This window comes from Cedecea sp. FDAARGOS_727 (assembly GCF_012273235.1).
Classification (GTDB): Bacteria; Pseudomonadota; Gammaproteobacteria; order Enterobacterales; family Enterobacteriaceae; genus Cedecea; species Cedecea davisae.
In genome coordinates, this window is sequence record NZ_CP050966.1 from 2,113,287 (window position 1) to 2,131,702 (window position 18,416).

The 18,416-nt window shown below is 56.3% G+C and carries 14 protein-coding genes; 12 read left to right on the forward strand and 2 right to left on the reverse strand.

Annotated features, from left to right (window positions below; genetic code table 11):
• Positions 1–94: 94 nt before the first annotated feature.
• Positions 95–592: a GNAT family N-acetyltransferase gene (locus FOC35_RS10065; protein WP_172568834.1), complete on the reverse strand. Its 498-nt coding sequence runs from the start codon at positions 590–592 to the stop codon at positions 95–97.
• A 551-nt stretch (positions 593–1,143) separates the two neighbouring features.
• Here FOC35_RS10065 and FOC35_RS10070 point away from each other — a divergent pair.
• The 6 genes from FOC35_RS10070 to FOC35_RS10095 all read left to right on the forward strand — a co-directional run bounded on the left by FOC35_RS10070 (position 1,144) and on the right by FOC35_RS10095 (position 6,661).
• Entirely contained in the window at positions 1,144–2,181 is a 1,038-nt protein-coding gene (locus tag FOC35_RS10070; protein ID WP_172568835.1) for an oxidoreductase, read from the forward strand.
• Between the two features lie 123 nt (positions 2,182–2,304).
• Positions 2,305–3,000, forward strand: coding sequence for a pirin family protein (locus tag FOC35_RS10075; RefSeq protein ID WP_172568836.1), 696 nt, complete (start codon positions 2,305–2,307; stop codon positions 2,998–3,000).
• A gap of 94 nt (positions 3,001–3,094) precedes the next feature.
• Positions 3,095–4,090 (forward strand): gluconate operon transcriptional repressor GntR, encoded by a 996-nt coding sequence (gene gntR, locus FOC35_RS10080; RefSeq protein WP_016538563.1) that lies wholly within the window; start codon positions 3,095–3,097, stop codon positions 4,088–4,090.
• Positions 4,091–4,239: 149 nt separating this feature from the next.
• Positions 4,240–4,773, forward strand: coding sequence for a gluconokinase (gene gntK / locus FOC35_RS10085; protein ID WP_172568837.1), 534 nt, complete (start codon positions 4,240–4,242; stop codon positions 4,771–4,773).
• Positions 4,770–6,110: a gluconate transporter gene (gene gntU / locus FOC35_RS10090; RefSeq protein ID WP_039898906.1), complete on the forward strand. Its 1,341-nt coding sequence runs from the start codon at positions 4,770–4,772 to the stop codon at positions 6,108–6,110. Before gntK ends, gntU begins: the two co-directional genes overlap by 4 nt.
• A gap of 116 nt (positions 6,111–6,226) precedes the next feature.
• A complete protein-coding gene (locus tag FOC35_RS10095; RefSeq protein ID WP_172568838.1) occupies positions 6,227–6,661 on the forward strand; it encodes a hypothetical protein in 435 nt (144 codons plus the stop codon).
• A gap of 76 nt (positions 6,662–6,737) precedes the next feature.
• On the opposite strand, the gene FOC35_RS10100 is transcribed toward FOC35_RS10095, so the two are convergent.
• Entirely contained in the window at positions 6,738–7,331 is a 594-nt protein-coding gene (locus FOC35_RS10100) for a YhgN family NAAT transporter (RefSeq protein WP_016538559.1), read from the reverse strand.
• A gap of 174 nt (positions 7,332–7,505) precedes the next feature.
• Between FOC35_RS10100 and asd the strand changes: the two genes are divergently transcribed.
• The 6 genes from asd to glgP all read left to right on the forward strand — a co-directional run bounded on the left by asd (position 7,506) and on the right by glgP (position 18,353).
• The gene (gene asd, locus FOC35_RS10105; RefSeq protein WP_016538558.1) at positions 7,506–8,612 is read left to right on the forward strand and encodes an aspartate-semialdehyde dehydrogenase; all 1,107 of its coding nucleotides are present in this window, start codon (positions 7,506–7,508) and stop codon (positions 8,610–8,612) included.
• A gap of 259 nt (positions 8,613–8,871) precedes the next feature.
• Entirely contained in the window at positions 8,872–11,058 is a 2,187-nt protein-coding gene (gene glgB / locus FOC35_RS10110) for a 1,4-alpha-glucan branching enzyme (protein WP_039898905.1), read from the forward strand.
• Positions 11,055–13,037 carry a glycogen debranching protein GlgX gene (glgX, locus tag FOC35_RS10115; RefSeq protein ID WP_172568839.1) on the forward strand — a complete coding sequence of 661 codons (1,983 nt, stop codon included), beginning with the start codon at positions 11,055–11,057 and terminating at the stop codon, positions 13,035–13,037. The genes glgB and glgX overlap by 4 nt, the downstream gene beginning before the upstream one ends.
• Before the next feature lie 13 nt (positions 13,038–13,050).
• Positions 13,051–14,334, forward strand: coding sequence for a glucose-1-phosphate adenylyltransferase (gene glgC, locus FOC35_RS10120; RefSeq protein WP_039898904.1), 1,284 nt, complete (start codon positions 13,051–13,053; stop codon positions 14,332–14,334).
• Positions 14,335–14,445: 111 nt separating this feature from the next.
• Positions 14,446–15,879 (forward strand): glycogen synthase GlgA, encoded by a 1,434-nt coding sequence (gene glgA, locus FOC35_RS10125; RefSeq protein ID WP_039898903.1) that lies wholly within the window; start codon positions 14,446–14,448, stop codon positions 15,877–15,879.
• A gap of 26 nt (positions 15,880–15,905) precedes the next feature.
• Positions 15,906–18,353, forward strand: a complete 2,448-nt coding sequence (gene glgP, locus FOC35_RS10130; RefSeq protein WP_172568840.1) for a glycogen phosphorylase — start codon at positions 15,906–15,908, stop codon at positions 18,351–18,353.
• The last annotated feature ends 63 nt before the right edge of the window (positions 18,354–18,416 follow it).

The window sequence follows — 18,416 nt, forward strand, 5'->3', positions numbered from 1 at the left end:
CTTTCCCTAAAAAGGAGAGGGGTGCGTTCAAGTTGAAGCCAGTTTTTCTTTCTCCCTCTCCCTGTTAGGGAGAGGGGCGGGGTGAGGGTAAAAATTACTCCGGTTTAAAACGTGCCATAAAGTAAGCATCCACATACTCGCCGTCGCGCAGGGCGAAGCGCTTGCCGGTGCCTTCCACCTCGAAGCCAAACTTGCGGTAGGCCGCCAACGCGGGTGCATTATCCGTATACACCGTTAGCTCAATACGGCTGATGCGCAGCCAGTTGTCACACAGGTTAACCATCTCCTGAATCAGAGCCGAAGCAACGCCCTTGCCCTGATGATCGGCATGCACGCCCATGCCAAATGTTGCCACATGGCTGCGGCGCGGAGACTGCTCCACCATCAGCGTCAGTTGCCCGACAATCTCATCTCCAACGCAGGCCACCAGATGCCGGCTGCCCGGTTTGGGGTCAGTAATTCGGTCATACCAGGCTTTTAGAGGAGGATGAGGTAGCTGTAGCGTGTCGCGGTAAAGCGCCGGATGGGCATACATTTTCTGTAAAGCTTCCGCATCGCCGGGTTCGGCGTGACGCACGACAACAGATTTCATCCTTTTCTCCTCAATGGGTTATGGAAAACCTTTTAAACATCATTGACTTTGAAGTTCAAGTCAATGCCATTTTTTTCAAAAAAAACTTTACAAGTGCGAATGATAATGATTATTATTGCCATGCGTTCAGGGGAGACCCCTACGGAGACATCCTGAAAGCACGACATTGCTCACATTGCTTCCAGTATTACTTTAGCCAGCCGGGTGCTGGCTTTTTTTTTGCCCTTCTTATTTGAAGCCGTAGCTGCGTTGGCTGCGCTCAGTTACCCGAATCACTTACCCAAGTAAGCTCATCGGGATGCCTTCCCTTGCCGCCTTGCTACAACTCCAACTAATGTGGGCAAACCTCAGTCTTTCTTATTTGAAGCCGTAGCTGCGTTGGCTGCGCTCAGTTACCCGAATCACTTACCTAAGTAAGCTCATCGGGATGCCTTCCCTTTCCGCCTTGCTACAACTCCAACTAATTTGGGCAAACCTTTGTCCAGTTTTAATAAAATACGGGTGAAAAATGCAGTAAGGTAAAGGCAGCTCAAATCAAAAAGGACAATGAAATGACCCTACACTGCGCCTTTATCGGCTTCGGTAAAAGCACCACCCGCTACCATCTCCCGTTCGTTCTGGTCCGCAAAGATAAGCTCCACGTTGCCCACATCTTCCGCCGCAGCGAAAAGCCGGAGCTGGAGCAGCAACCGCAATACGCGGGCATCCACTTTACCAGCCAGCTGGACGATATTCTCAACGATCCTGAAGTGAAGCTGGTGGTGATTTGTACCCACGTTGACAGCCACTTTGAGTACGCAAAAAAAGCGCTGGAAGCGGGTAAAAACGTGCTGGTGGAAAAACCGTTTACCCCAACGCTTGCCGAGGCGCGTGAATTGCTGACGCTGGCGAAGGAAAAAGGGCTTGTTGTTTCGCCGTATCAGAACCGCCGCTTTGATTCCTGCTTCCTGACCATGAAAAAAGCCATCGAGAGCGGCAAGCTTGGCAAAATCGTGGAAATCGAAAGCCACTTTGATATGTATCGCCCTGAGGCGGCCGCTAACCCGGGCAAACCTGCGGACGGCGCATTCTACGGCCTTGGCGTGCACACCATGGACCAAATCATCTCCCTGTTTGGCCGCCCCGACCACGTTGCCTACGACATTCGCAGCCTGCGTAATAAAGCCAATCCGGACGACACCTTTGAAGCCCAGCTGTTCTATGGCGACCTGAAGGCCATCGTGAAAACCAGCCATCTGGTGAAAATCGACTACCCGAAATTTATCGTTCACGGCACCAAAGGCTCGTTTGTGAAATATGGTATCGACCAGCAGGAAACCAGCCTCAAGGCGTACATCATGCCGGGCGAACCGGGCTTCGCCGCCGACAGCAGCGTGGCGCAGCTTGAGTATGTGAACGAATCCGGAGAAACGGTACGTGAAGAGTGGAAGCCGGAGCAGGGCGACTATGGCCGCGTTTACGATGCGCTGTATGAAACCCTGATAAACGGCAAGCCGAATTACGTCAGTGAAATTGAAGTTCTCACCAATCTGGAAATTCTGGAATGCGGATTTGAACAGCCGTCTCCCGCCGCTATAAGCCTCTCCTGATGGTATTTTGGCTTCTCTGACTTATTCATTTTTTTTGAACAGAGGAGTCAATTTTCACCCTCTATGATCCTCCGCTAAATGGGTCCACACTTATCCCATCAAACGAATTGCGGAGGACATATCATGATCTATTTAAGAAAAGCACAGGACCGCGGCCACGCTAATCACGGCTGGCTGGATAGCTGGCATACCTTCTCTTTTGCCGACTATTACGATGCTAACTTTATGGGCTTCTCGGCGCTGCGCGTGATTAACGAAGATGTTATCGACGGCGGCCAGGGGTTCGGGACTCACCCGCACAAAGACATGGAAATCCTGACCTACGTGCTGGAAGGCGCGGTAGAACACCAGGACAGCATGGGCAATAAAGAACGCGTGCCTGCCGGTGAATTCCAGATTATGAGCGCTGGGACCGGCATCCGTCACTCCGAGTACAACGCCAGCGAAACCGAACCGCTGCGCCTGTACCAAATTTGGATCATTCCGGAAAAAACCGGGATTACGCCGCGTTACGATCAGCGCCGTTTTGATGCGCCGCAGGGCCGCCAGCTGGTGCTTTCCCCGGATGCCCGTGACGGCTCCCTGAAGGTTTATCAGGATATGGAACTGTCGCGCTGGGCGCTGGCGAAAGATGAGCCGTCGGTGTACCAAATTCCGGCCGATCGCCGCGTGTGGATCCAGGTCGTGAAAGGCGATGTCTCCATCAACGGCACGCAGGCAAAAACCAGTGATGCGATAGCCGTGTGGGATGAGCAGGCTATTTCTGTTCATGCCAACGAAGCGAGCGAAATACTGCTGTTCGATCTGCCGTCGGTATAAACGTTACCCGTCACAACCCGCCCCTGAAAAAGGGCGGGTTTTCTTTTGTCCGTGCTAAACTCGGCTGTCGAAACTTTACAAGCCAGGCAGGACGATGAAAAAGAAAAGACCGGTACTACAGGATGTTGCAGATCGCGTAGGCGTGACCAAAATGACGGTCAGCCGTTTCTTACGCAATCCTGACCAGGTGTCTGCCGCGCTGCAGGTTAAAATTGCCGCCGCGTTAGATGAACTGGGCTATATCCCGAACCGTGCGCCGGATATCCTTTCTAATTCAACCAGCCGCGCTATTGGCGTCCTGCTTCCTTCGCTCACCAACCAGGTGTTTGCCGAAGTGCTGCGCGGGATTGAAAACGTTATTGATGCCCACGGCTACCAGACTATGCTCGCCCACTATGGCTACAAGCCCGAGCTGGAGCAGGAGCGCCTGGAGTCGATGCTTTCGTGGAACATCGACGGCCTGATCCTGACCGAGCGCAACCACACTCCCAGAACGCTGAAGATGATTGAAGTCGCCGGTATACCGGTGGTGGAATTGATGGACAGCGTGTCGCCTTGCCTGGACATCGCCGTGGGGTTCGATAACTTTGAAGCAGCTCGCCAGATGACGGCGGCTATTATCGCCCGGGGCCACAAACATGTGGCCTACCTTGGGGCGCGTCTCGATGAACGTACCCTTATCAAGCAAAAAGGCTACGAGCAGGCGATGCTCGATGCGGGGCTGACCCCCTACAGCGTGATGATTGAAAACTCCTCTTCTTATTCCACCGGTATTGAGCTGCTGCGCCAGGCAAAACGTGAGTACCCGCAGCTCGACAGCATCTTCTGCACCAACGATGACTTAGCGATCGGCGCGGCTTTTGAGTGCCAGCGCCAGGGCCTGCGCATTCCTCAGGATATGGCGATTGCCGGTTTCCACGGCCACGATATTGGCCAGGTCATGGAGCCGCGCCTCGCCAGCGTGCTGACCCCGCGCGAACGCATGGGGCGCATCGGTGCCGAGCGGCTGCTGGCGCGTATTCGCGGTGAAACCATCACACCTCAAATGCTCGATTTAGGCTTTACGCTGTCGCCCGGCGGCTCGATTTAGTCTATTTTTTTATTTGATGTAGCTCACAGATATACACTTTGCAAGCTAATGGTTATTGCTTATTGTGCAGCCAGCCCGGAAAATGTTATCGGTAACTGTTACCCGTAACAAATTTAGACGCAAAGTTTTGTGTCAGAGTCGGAGCCATCATGAGCACTACTAATCACGACCACCATATTTACGTCCTGATGGGCGTCTCCGGCAGCGGTAAATCCGCCGTTGCCAGCGAAGTTGCCCATCGGCTGAACGCTGCGTTCCTGGACGGCGACTTCCTGCATCCTCGCAGCAACATCCTGAAAATGGCCTCCGGCGAACCGCTGAACGACGACGATCGCACTCCATGGCTGAAGGCGTTAAACGACGCGGCATTCGCCATGCAGCGTACCAATAAGGTTTCGCTGATCGTCTGCTCGGCGCTGAAAAAGCACTACCGTGACCTGCTGCGCGACGGCAACCCGAATCTCTCCTTTATCTATATGAAGGGTGATTTCGAGGTGATTGAAAGCCGCCTGAAAGCTCGCAAAGGCCACTTCTTCAAAACCCAGATGCTGGTGACCCAATTCGAAACCCTGCAAGAGCCGCAGGCGGATGAAAAAGATGTTCTGGTCGTCAATATCGACCAGCCGCTGGACGGCGTTGTCGCCAGCACCCTCGCATTAATTAACCAAGGCAGCGCAGAGTGAGTACATTAACGCTTGTTTTAACGGCAGTCGGCTCCGTGCTGTTACTGCTGTTTTTAGTAATGAAGGCGCGTATGCATGCCTTCGTTGCTTTGATGGTGGTTTCTATTGGCGCAGGCCTGTTTTCCGGGATGCCGCTCGACAAAATCGCTGACACTATGCAAAAAGGCATGGGCGGCACGCTGGGCTTCCTGGCCATTGTCGTCGCGCTTGGCGCGATGTTCGGCAAGATCCTGCATGAAACCGGTGCGGTGGATCAGATTGCCGTCAAGATGCTGAAATCTTTCGGCCACAGCCGCGCTCACTATGCGATTGGTCTGGCCGGTCTGATTTGCGCGCTGCCGCTGTTCTTTGAAGTGGCTATCGTGCTGCTGATTAGCGTCGCGTTCTCCATGGCTCGCCACACCGGCACCAACCTTGTGAAGCTGGTTATTCCTCTATTTGCGGGCGTTGCCGCCGCCGCTGCGTTCCTGCTGCCGGGGCCTGCACCAATGCTGCTGGCTTCCCAGATGCACGCCGACTTTGGCTGGATGATCCTGATTGGTCTGTGCGCCGCTATCCCGGGCATGATTATCGCCGGGCCGTTGTTCGGCAGCTTTATCAGCAAATTTGTTGATTTGAAAATCCCGGAGGACATCTCCGAGCCGCATTTAGGCGAGGGCAAACTGCCGTCGTTTGGCTTCAGCCTGTCGCTTATTCTGCTGCCGCTGGTGCTGGTTGGCCTGAAAACAATCGCCGCTCGCTTTACCGCGCCTGGCTCCACGCTGTACGAATGGCTCGAGTTCATCGGCCACCCGTTCACCGCGATTCTGGTTGCTTGCCTGGTAGCGATTTATGGTCTGGCCTACCGGCAGGGCATGGAAAAAGAGAAGGTGATGGCGGTTTGCGGCCAGGCGTTGCAGCCTGCGGGTATCATCCTGCTGGTTATCGGCGCGGGCGGCGTGTTCAAACAGGTACTGGTCGACTCCGGCGTGGGTCCCGCTCTGGGTGAAGCGCTAACCGGCATGGGCCTGCCTATTGCTATCACCTGCTTCGTGCTGGCCGCTGCGGTACGCATTATTCAGGGTTCCGCGACTGTAGCCTGCCTGACCGCCGTTGGCCTGGTGATGCCTGTTATCGAACAGCTGCATTATAACGGCGCGCAGATGGCCGCTCTGTCTATCTGTATCGCGGGTGGGTCTATCGTGGTGAGCCACGTAAACGACGCGGGCTTCTGGCTGTTCGGCAAGTTTACCGGCGCGACCGAAGCGCAAACGCTGAAGACCTGGACGATGATGGAAACCATCCTCGGCACCACCGGGGCGATTGTCGGGATGATTGCGTTCAGCCTGCTGTCTTAATCGCGCGTCCAATCTTGCTTCAAAACACCCGGCTATTGCCGGGTGTTTTGTTTTCTACGATTAAGCTTGCCTCTCATCGTGACGCTATTACTCCCTATTAAAGAGAGAGCGTCCGAATGAAAAAATTACTCTTCTTACTGTTATTCCCGCTGCTAACCGGCTGTGCAACGCTAGTGAGTAACAATGACGCCACGGTTTATATCGACAGCACGCCAGCCAGCGCAGCCTTCACGATTTTTGATGACAAAGGTGACATCGCCGCGCAGGGCACCACGCCAGGCTCCGTTACGCTTAAAAAGACGGATGGCAGCTACTTCGGGAAGAAAAACTACACGCTGACGCTAAAGCATGAAGGGTATTACTCGATGTCCCTTCCGCTGGAAACCCGTTTAAGCCACTGGTATTTGTTCGGCAACATTATTTTCTTCGGCGTGCCGGGATGGCTGGTTGTCGATCCGTTTTTTGGCGGCATGTATACGCTGAAGCAGGAAAACCTTCACCTCTGGCTGCGTGCATGCGAGCCGGGGCCATATCGATATATGTGTTCGTGAGGGGGGATACGCCATTTTCCAGGATTGCCCCTCACCCCGGAGGGGCGAGGGGAAAAATAAGAGGTGAGGGTTTGCTTTACCCACGCATCCAGGTGCGAATCCCATCCAGGAACATCTGGGTGGAAATCATAATCAGCACCAGGCCCATCAGGCGCTCAAGGGCGTTAACCCCTTTCTCTCCCAGCAGGCGCAGGAACAGCGACGATTGCAGCAAAATTGCCACGGTGCCGCCCCAGGCCAGCATCAGCGCGGCCACTAAATGCCCCATCTGGTTTGGATACTGGTGCGAAAGCAGCATCAGCGTCGCCAGCAGAGAAGGGCCGGCAACCAGCGGAATAGCCAGCGGTACGATAAACGGCTCTTCACCGGCGGGCAGGCCGGACGAGCTGCCTTCCTGAGTCGGGAAAATCATCTTAATCGCTATCAGGAACAGGATAATCCCGCCTGAAATGGAGACGGTTTCCGCCCGCAGGTTCAGGAAACCGAGGATTTTTTCCCCGGCAAACAGGAAGATAAGCATCAGCAGCAGGGCAATCAGCAGTTCGCGGATCATAATTGCCCGGCGGCGCTTAGGCTCGGTATGCTTCAGTACCGACATAAATATCGGCAGGTTGCCGAGCGGGTCCATAATCAGGATCAGTAGAACCGCAGCGGATATGATTTCTGTCATCTGTTTTCCCCAAAATCTGGCAAGTTATTTCTGTTAATAAGATTTGTTTCTGACACGGCGGATATCATTGATTAATTTCACTTGCGACTTTGGCTGCATTTTGTAAGGTGGAGTGATGTTCTGGCTCACTGCCAGCGCTTACACACGCAATCATCTCTGCAGGATTAAGTCGCTATGAAAAATGTTGGTTTTATTGGCTGGCGCGGTATGGTCGGCTCTGTACTCATGCAACGCATGGTGGAAGAGCGCGATTTTGACGCCATTCGTCCGGTTTTCTTCTCCACTTCCCAGCTTGGGCAGGCTGCCCCTACGTTTGCCGGCGCTACCGGCACTACATTGCAGGACGCCTTTGATCTGGAAGCGCTGAAGGCGCTGGATATCATAGTGACCTGCCAGGGCGGCGATTATACCAACGAAATCTATCCAAAGCTCCGTGAAAGCGGCTGGCAGGGTTACTGGATTGACGCAGCTTCTTCTCTACGCATGAAAGATGACGCGATTATTATCCTCGACCCGGTTAACCAGCACGTCATTCAGGACGGCCTGAACAAAGGCGTGAAAACCTTCGTGGGCGGCAACTGCACCGTCAGCCTGATGCTGATGTCCCTCGGCGGCCTGTTTGCCAACGACCTGGTTGACTGGGTTTCCGTGGCAACCTACCAGGCGGCTTCCGGCGGTGGCGCGCGCCACATGCGCGAACTGCTGAACCAGATGGGCCAGCTGTATAACGAAGTTTCAACCGAGCTTGCTAACCCGGCTTCGGCTATTCTCGACATCGAACGTAAAGTGACCGAGCTGGGCCGCAGCGGCAACCTGCCGGTCGATAACTTTGGCGTGCCGCTGGCGGGCAGCCTGATCCCGTGGATCGACAAACAGCTCGACAACGGGCAGAGCCGCGAAGAGTGGAAAGGCCAGGCGGAAACCAACAAGATCCTTGCGACCTCTTCGGTTATTCCGGTTGATGGCCTTTGCGTGCGCGTTGGCGCGCTGCGCTGCCACAGCCAGGCGTTCACCATCAAGCTGAAGAAAGACGTCTCCATCCCGACCATTGAAGAGCTGCTGGCCGCGCATAATCCATGGGCGAAAGTGGTGCCAAACGACCGCGATATCACCATGCGCGAGCTGACGCCTGCCGCGGTAACCGGCACGCTGTCTACTCCGGTTGGCCGCCTGCGTAAGCTGAATATGGGGCCTGAATATCTTTCGGCCTTCACCGTCGGCGACCAGCTGCTGTGGGGCGCTGCCGAACCGCTGCGCAGAATGTTACGGGCGCTCGCATAATCAAGCGAATTTAGCAGAGGGGCATTGTTGCCCCTCTTTTTTTGCGTTTTACATGGAGTAAAACGGGGTAATTAATTTATTTCACGAGGAGTCAATAAAGCGTTGGCTATGCTTAAGTCATAACGCGCAAGCGTTGGGCGAGTATTGGGCGAATGGGCTTACAGGAGTTGGGTGCCTTTCGCCGGGGTCAATGATAAGTGTCGTACCTGCGCGCAGGCGTAGCGCGGGTCATAAGTGACACATAAAAAAGGAAAATGCCATGTCTGTTCTTCCGGAAAGAGACGTGATTAATGCGCTAATTACGGGTCACTTTGCCGATCCGTTTTCCCTGCTGGGAATGCACCAAACAGAAGCCGGGCTTGAAGTCCGCGCGCTGCTGCCTGACGCCACCGAAGTCTGGGTTATCGAACTGAAAACCGGGCGCAAAGTGAGCAAACTCGACTGTCTCGACTCCCGCGGTTTCTTTTGCGGGCTTCTTCCTCGCCGTAAAAATGCTTTTCGCTACCAGCTCGCCGTGGTCTGGCACGGTCAGGAAAACCTGATTGACGACCCTTATAGCTTCGGCCCGCTGCTTCAGGAACTCGATAGCTGGCTGCTTTCCGAAGGCACCCATCTTCGCCCGTATGAAACATTAGGCGCCCATGCCGCCACGATGGATGGCGTGACCGGAACGCGCTTCTCGCTTTGGGCTCCTAACGCCCGCCGGGTATCCGTTGTTGGTCAGTTTAACTACTGGGACGGCCGTCGCCACCCGATGCGGCTGCGCCGCGAAAGCGGAATTTGGGAGCTGTTTATCCCCGGTGCGCACAACGGGCAGCTGTATAAGTTCGAATTGGTGGATGCCGACGGGCATCTGCGCATTAAGGCAGATCCTTACGCTTTCGAAGCGCAAATGCGCCCCGACACTGCCTCCCTGATCTGCGGCCTGCCGGAGAAAACCACTCTCAGCCCCGAGCGCCAGAAGGCCAACGGTTTTGACCAGCCGATCTCTATTTATGAGGTGCATCTCGGCTCGTGGCGACGGCACAGCGACAATAACTTCTGGCTCAGCTACCGCGAACTTGCTGAACAGCTGGTGCCTTACGTCAAGGACATGGGCTTCACGCACATTGAGCTGCTGCCGATTAATGAGCATCCGTTCGACGGTAGCTGGGGCTACCAGCCGCAGGGGCTCTATGCTCCAACGCGGCGCTTCGGCACGCGGGATGAGTTTATCTACTTCATCAATGCTGCCCACGAGGCCGGGCTGAGCGTGCTGCTGGACTGGGTTCCGGGCCACTTCCCGACGGATGACTCGGGGCTGGCGAAGTTCGACGGGACCGCGCTATACGAGCACGGAGACCCGCGCGAAGGCTATCACCAGGACTGGAATACCCTTATCTACAACTATGGCCGCCGGGAAGTCAGCAACTATCTGGTGGGTAACGCGCTGTACTGGATTGAACGCTTCGGCATTGACGGCCTGCGCGTGGATGCGGTCGCCTCGATGATTTACCGCGACTACAGCCGCCAGCCAGGCGAATGGCTGCCGAACGAATACGGCGGGCGAGAAAACCTCGAGGCCATTGAGTTTCTGCGTAACACCAACCGCATCATCGGCGAGCAAACGCCGGGGGCGGTCACCATGGCGGAAGAGTCTACCGACTTCGCCGGGGTGTCGCGTCCGCCGAGCATGGGCGGCCTCGGCTTCTGGTTTAAGTGGAACCTCGGCTGGATGCACGACACGCTCGACTATATGAAGCTCGACCCGGTTTATCGCCAGCATCATCACGACAAAATGACCTTCGGCATGCTCTACAACGGCACCGAAAACTTTGTCCTGCCGCTGTCGCATGACGAAGTGGTTCACGGCAAAAAATCCGTTCTGGACAGAATGCCCGGCGACGCCTGGCAGAAGTTCGCCAACCTGCGTGCCTACTACGGCTGGATGTGGGCCTTCCCCGGCAAAAAACTGCTGTTTATGGGCAATGAGTTCGCCCAGGGCCGCGAGTGGAACCACGATACCAGCCTCGACTGGCACCTGTTGCAGGGCGGCGATAACTGGCACCACGGCGTGCAGCGGCTGGTGCGCGACCTGAACCACACCTACCGGCGGCACGCCGCGCTGCATCAGCTGGATTTCGATAATTACGGTTTTGAATGGCTGGTGGTGGAGGATAAAGCCAACTCGGTATTTATCTTTGTGCGGCGCGATGCGCAGGGTAACGAGGTGATTGTCGCCAGCAACTTCACGCCGGTGCCGCGCTACCATTATCGCTTCGGTATCAACCAGCCGGGGCGCTGGCGCGAAGAGTTAAACACCGACTCCATGCACTACCACGGCAGCAATGCCGGTAACAGCGGAACGGTGCGCAGCGAGCCGCAGCCAAGCCATGGGCGGGAGCATTCCCTATGTTTGACGCTGCCGCCGCTGTCCACTCTCTGGCTGATCCGGGAGGGCGAATGACGCAGCTTGCTAAGGGACGCCCCGAGCCTTACGGAGCCCATTACGACGGCAAAGGCGTGAACTTTACATTGTTCTCTGCCAACGCGGAAAAAGTGGAGCTGTGCCTGTTCGACGAGCACGGCCACGAGCGGCGTTACGACATGCCGTCGCGCAGCGGCGACATCTGGCACGGCTATCTGCCCGATGGCAAACCCGGCCTGGTTTACGGCTACCGCGTTCATGGGCCGTGGGAGCCTGAAAATGGCCATCGCTTTAACCCCGCCAAGCTCTTGCTGGACCCCTGCGCGCGGGTTGTCGTCGGCGGGGCAGAAGATCACCCGCACTTTCACTGCGGCTATGAGCAACCGAATCCTGAAGACAGCGCCCCTCACATGGCCAAATGCGTGGTGGTCAGGGAGCATTTTGATTGGGAAGAAGATCAGCCGCCACGTACGCCGTGGGGCAGCACGGTTATTTATGAAGCCCACGTTCGCGGGTTAACGCTGCTGCATCCCGGTATTCCCGAGGAGCTACGCGGAACCTACGCCGCGCTGGGTCACCCGGTGATGATCGACTACTTCAAACGGCTGGGGATCACGGCGCTGGAGCTGCTGCCGGTGGCGCATTTCGTTACCGAACCGAGGATCTCGCAGCTTGGGCTGAGTAACTATTGGGGCTACAACCCCCGGGCGTTTTATGCGGTAGAAAGCTATTACGCGGTGGATCAAAACCCTCATAAAGCGGCCAACGAGCTGCGGGGCGCGATTAAGGCCCTGCACGAAGCCGGTATTGAGGTGCTGCTCGATATCGTGCTCAACCATAGCGCGGAGCTGGATAAGGACGGCCCGACCCTGTCCCTGAGCGGAATCGACAACCGTAGCTATTATTGGTTAATGGACAACGGCGACTATCAGAACTGGACGGGCTGCGGCAATACGCTGAATTTGAGCACTCCCGGCGTAGTGGCCCAGATGATGGATTGCCTGCGCTACTGGGTAGAGAGTTTCCATATTGACGGCTTCCGCTTCGATCTTGCCTCGGTTATGGGGAGAACGCCGGAATTCCGGCAGGATGCGCCGATGTTTGAGGCGATCAAAAACTGCCCTCTGCTCTCGCAGGTCAAGCTGATAGCCGAGCCGTGGGATATCGGGCAGGGCGGATATCAGGTCGGCAACTTCCCGCCGCTGTTTGCGGAATGGAACGATCATTTCCGCGACGGCATGCGCCGCTTTTGGTTGCAGCAGGATCTCTCCTTGGGCGGGTTCGCCTGCCGCTTTGCCGGGTCGAGCGATGTTTACCGCCACGGCGAGCGGCTGCCGTCCACCAGTATAAATTTAGTCACCGCCCACGACGGCTTTACCCTGCGCGACTGCGTGAGTTTTAACCAAAAGCATAACGAAGCCAACGGAGAAGATAACCGCGATGGCACCAACAGCAATTTCAGCAATAACTATGGCTTTGAAGGCCTGGAAGCCAGCCCGACGACCAAGGAGAGACGGCGCGACAGCGTGCACGCGCTGCTGACTACGTTACTGCTTTCCCAGGGCACGCCGATGCTGCTGGCCGGGGATGAGCACGGCCACAGCCAGCACGGCAACAATAATGCCTACTGCCAGGACAACGTGTTGACCTGGCTCGACTGGGAGCAGGGGAATGACGGCTTAACGACTTTTACCGCGGCACTGATTCATCTGCGCCAGACCATCCCGGCCCTGACGGCAAACCGCTGGTGGGAAGAGGGGGACGGCAACGTCCGCTGGCTGAATAAAGAGGCGCAGCCTCTGAACGTCGACGAATGGCAGACCGGAGTGCATCGCCTGCAAATCCAGCTGTCTGACCGTTGGCTGATAGCCATTAACGCCACCGAAGAAGTGGCAGAAATAGTGCTACCTGAAGGGGAATGGCACGCCGTTCCTCCGTTTGCCGGAGAGGATAACCCGGTAGTGATGGCTGTATGGCATGGTCCTGCGCACGGAGTTTGCGTGTTCCAAAAGTCATGAAAAGGAGTTAGTCATGGTTAGGTTTGAGAAAAACGATCCGTTGATGCTGGCTCGACAACTGCCCATCAAGTCCGTCGCATTAATTCTGGCCGGAGGCCGCGGAACTCGCCTGAAGGATCTTACGTCGACCCGCGCCAAACCTGCCGTTCATTTTGGCGGCAAGTTCCGCATTATTGATTTTGCGCTCTCCAACTGCATCAACTCAGGTATTCGCCGTATCGGGGTCATTACTCAGTATCAATCACACACCCTGGTGCAGCATATTCAGCGCGGCTGGTCGTTCTTTAGCGAAGAGATGAACGAATTTGTCGATCTGCTCCCGGCTCAGCAGCGCGTTCACGGTGAAAACTGGTATCGCGGTACGGCGGATGCGGTCACCCAGAATCTCGATATTATTCGTCGCTATGATGCCGAATACGTGGTCATCCTCGCCGGGGACCACATCTACAAGCAAGATTACTCGCGCATGCTTATCGACCACGTAGAGAAGGGCGCGCGCTGCACCGTGGCCTGCCTGCCGGTGCCGGTGCATGAGGCACCGGCGTTCGGCGTTATGGCGGTAGATGTTGACGAGAAAATTATCGAGTTTGTCGAAAAGCCGGACAACCCGCCTACGATGCCCGGCGACAGCAGCAAATCTCTGGCCAGCATGGGGATTTACATCTTTGACGCCGATTACCTTTTCAGGCTGCTGGAAGAAGACGATAAGGATGAAAACTCCAGCCACGACTTCGGGAAAGACATCATTCCGAAAGTGACCCGTGCGGGCGAGGCTTATGCTCACCCCTTCCCGCTCTCCTGCGTGCAGTCTGACCCCAACTCGGAACCTTACTGGCGGGACGTAGGGACGCTGGAAGCATACTGGAAGGCTAATCTTGACCTGGCTTCCGTCATGCCGGAGCTGGATATGTATGACCAGAACTGGCCTATTCGTACCCATATGGAGCCGCTGCCGCCGGCTAAATTTGTGCAGGACCGTTCCGGTAGCCACGGCATGACGCTTAACTCGCTGGTCTCCGGCGGCTGCATTATCTCCGGGTCGGTGGTGGTGCAGTCTGTGCTGTTCCCGAGGGTGCGCATTAACTCATTTTGCAATATCGACTCTTCGGTGCTGCTGCCGGACGTTATCGTTGGCCGCTCCTGTCGCCTGCGGCGCTGCATTATCGACCGCGCCTGCGTCATCCCTGAGGGGATGGTCGTTGGGGAGAATGCGGAAGAAGACGCCCGCCGTTTTTACCGCTCTGAAGAGGGCATTGTATTGGTTACGCGCGAGATGCTGGCGAAATTGCAGAGCTAATGCGCGCAATAAATTGGCCTACGCACGGCGCTGCCGTGCGGCGGTTTTTTATCGTTTGGCGTTGCCTGATGATTGAGACACAGCGCCGCGACTTTCCATATGGGAGCGATAATGCAGGTCTTACATGTCTGTTCCGAGATGTTTCCACTGCTGAAGACCGGCGGCCTTGCGGATGTGCTCGGGGCTTTACCGGCGGCGCAAATTGCCGGCGGAGTGGATACTCGCGTGCTGTTACCCGCTTTTCCAGATATCCGGCGGGGCATTAGCGATGCTCAGGTGGTGGCGCATCGTCAGACTTTCGCGGGCCCGATGCGCCTGCTTTACGGCCAGTATAACGGCGTTGGCATTTACCTGATTGATGCCCCGCACCTGTATGAACGGCCGGGAAGCCCGTACCACGATACTAACCAGTTTGCTTATCAGGATAACGTGCTGCGCTTTGCCCTGTTGGGCTGGGTGGGCGCGGAGATGGCCTGCGGGCTGGATCCGTTCTGGCATCCGGATGTGGTGCATGCCCACGACTGGCATGCGGGTCTGGCTCCGGCTTATCTTGAGGCGCGTGGCCGCCCTGCGAAGTCCGTTTTTACCGTGCATAACCTGGCCTACCAGGGGATGTTTTACGCCCATCACTTAAGTGAAATTGACCTGCCCTGGTCGTTTTACGATATGAACGGCCTGGAGTTCCACGGCCAGATTTCGTATCTCAAGGCCGGGCTGTACTACGCCGACCATATTACCGCCGTCAGCCCGACCTACGCTCGGGAGATAACCGACCCGCATTTCGCCTACGGCATGGAAGGGCTGCTGCGCCAGCGCCAGCGTGAAGGGCGGCTGTCGGGCATTCTCAACGGCGTGGACGACAAGATTTGGGACCCGGCGGGCGACCTGCTGCTGGCGTCGCGCTACACCCGTGACACGCTGGAGGAGAAGGCGGAAAACAAACGTCAGCTTCAGGTCGCGATGGGGCTTAAGGTGAATGACAAGGTGCCGCTGTTTGCAGTGGTCAGCCGCTTAACCAGCCAGAAGGGACTTGATTTGGTGCTGGAGGCGCTGCCTGGCCTGCTTGAGCAGGGCGGACAGCTGGCGCTGTTGGGGGCTGGAGATTCCGTCTTGCAGGAAGGCTTCCTTGCCGCGGCGGCCGAGCATCCGGGCCAGGTCGGGGTGCAGATTGGCTATCACGAAGCGTTCTCTCATCGAATTATGGGCGGCGCGGACGTGATTCTGGTGCCGAGCCGCTTTGAACCCTGCGGCTTAACCCAGCTTTATGGCCTGAAGTACGGCACGCTGCCGCTGGTGCGCAGAACCGGCGGGCTGGCCGATACCGTGTCCGATACGTCGCTGGAAAATCTGGCGGACGGCGTGGCTACCGGTTTTGTGTTTGAAGACAGTAATGCCTGGTCGCTGTTGCGTGCGATCCGGCGTGCTTTCGTGCTGTGGTCCCGCCCGTCGCTGTGGCGTTTTGTGCAGCGGCAGGCGATGAATATGGATTTTAGCTGGCAGGTAGCGGCGCAGGCATACCGCGACCTTTATCAACGCTTGATGTAATTACCCATACACCAGGAATCACTGATATGAATGCACCCTTTTCCTATGCATCACCCACGCTGAGCGTCGAGGCGCTAAAACACTCGATTGCCTATAAGTTGATGTTTACGGTGGGGAAAGACCCTGCCATCGCCAATAAACACGAGTGGCTCAACGCCACGCTCTTTGCGGTACGGGACAGGCTGGTAGAGCGCTGGCTGCGCTCCAACCGCGCCCAGCTCTCCCAGGAGGTGCGACAGGTTTATTATCTGTCGATGGAGTTCCTGATTGGCCGGACGTTATCCAACGCTCTGCTTTCGCTCGGTATTTATGAGGATGTGAAGAACGCGCTGGAAGATATGGGGCTGGATCTTGAAGAGTTGATTGACGAGGAGAACGACCCCGGGCTCGGTAACGGCGGTCTTGGCCGCCTCGCCGCCTGCTTCCTCGATTCGCTGGCAACTCTTGGCCTGCCGGGGCGTGGGTACGGTATCCGCTACGACTACGGCATGTTCAAACAAAACATTGTTGATGGCCGCCAGAAAGAGTCGCCCGACTACTGGCTTGAGTACGGCAACCCGTGGGAGTTTAAGCGCCACAACACCCGATATAAGGTGCGCTTTGGCGGGCGTATTCAGCAGGAGGGCAGAAGGTCCCGCTGGGTGGAAACGGAAGAGATCCTCGCCGTGGCCTACGACCAGATTATTCCCGGCTACGATACCGATGCCACCAACACGCTGAGGCTGTGGAACGCCCAGGCCAGTAGCGAAATCAACCTCGGTAAATTTAACCAGGGCGATTACTTTGCCGCGGTGGAAGATAAAAACCACTCCGAGAACGTTTCCCGCGTGCTTTACCCGGATGACTCAACCTACTCCGGCCGCGAGCTGCGCCTGCGCCAGGAATATTTCCTCGTTTCATCGACGATGCAGGACATTCTGAGCCGCCACTATCAGTTGCATAAAACCTACGCCAATCTGGCCGAAAAAACGGCCATCCACCTGAATGACACCCATCCCGTACTGTCGATTCCGGAGCTGATGCGGCTGCTGATTGATGAGCACAAATTTTCGTGGGAAGAGGCCTTCGAGGTGACATGCCAGGTGTTCTCCTACACCAACCACACTTTAATGAGCGAGGCGCTGGAGACCTGGCCGGTGGATATGTTGGGTAAAATCCTGCCGCGCCACCTGCAAATAATCTTCGAGATTAACGACTACTTTATGAAGACCCTGCAGGAGCAGTATCCCAACGACACCGGGCTGCTTGGCAGAGCGTCAATTATTGATGAGTCCAACGGCAGGCGCGTGCGTATGGCGTGGCTGGCAGTCGTGGTGAGCCATAAGGTGAACGGCGTTTCCGAGCTGCACTCCAACCTGATGGTGCAGTCGCTGTTTGCCGACTTCGCCAGCATCTTCCCGATGCGCTTTAGTAATAAGACAAACGGCGTTACGCCGAGGCGCTGGCTGGCGCTGGCGAACCCTGCGCTCTCTGACGTGCTGGATGAAAACATCGGCCAGACCTGGCGCACCGATCTCAGCCAGCTTAATGACCTGAAGCAGCATATTGATTACCCGACGGTGCATGAGGCGGTGCGCAAGGCCAAGCTAGCCAATAAAAAACGGCTGGCAACCTACATTGGCCAGCAGTTGAACGTGGTGGTCAGCCCGGATGCGTTGTTTGACGTGCAAATTAAGCGTATTCACGAGTACAAGCGCCAGCTGATGAACGTCCTGCACGTGATTACCCGCTATAACCGCATCAAGGCCGATCCGCAGGCGGAGTGGGTGCCGCGGGTGAATATCTTTGCCGGGAAGGCGGCCTCTGCCTACTACATGGCGAAACATATAATCCACCTGATCAACGACGTGGCGGAGGTTATCAACAACGATCCGCAGGTGAAAGATAAGCTGAAAGTGGTGTTTATTCCCAACTACAGCGTTAGCCTGGCCCAGCTGATTATTCCGGCGGCGGATCTTTCCGAGCAGATTTCTCTGGCGGGAACCGAGGCTTCTGGGACCAGTAATATGAAGTTTGCCCTCAACGGGGCGCTCACCATCGGCACGCTGGACGGCGCCAATGTTGAGATGCTGGATCACGTTGGCGAGGAGAATATCTTTATCTTCGGCAATACCGCGGAACAGGTGGAGGAGCTGCGGCGTAAAGGCTACAACCCGCGTGAATATTATGAGCAGGATGAAGAGCTGCGCCAGGTGCTAACGCAAATCGCCACCGGCGCGTTTAGCCCGGGGGAGCCCGGCCGCTATCGTGACCTGGTGGACTCGCTGATTAACTTTGGCGATCACTACCAGGTGCTGGCGGATTACCGCAGCTATGTTGACTGCCAGGAAAAGGTCGACCAGCTTTATCAGCACCCGGAGGAGTGGACCATCCGCGCTATGCATAATATTGCCAATATGGGCTACTTCTCGTCCGACAGGACGATTCAGGAGTATGCCGATGAGATTTGGCATATCAAGCCGGTGAGATTGTAGTTCTGCCCCTCACCCTAACCCTCTCCCCGCGGGGAGAGGGGACTAAACGGTGAGGGTAAAAAC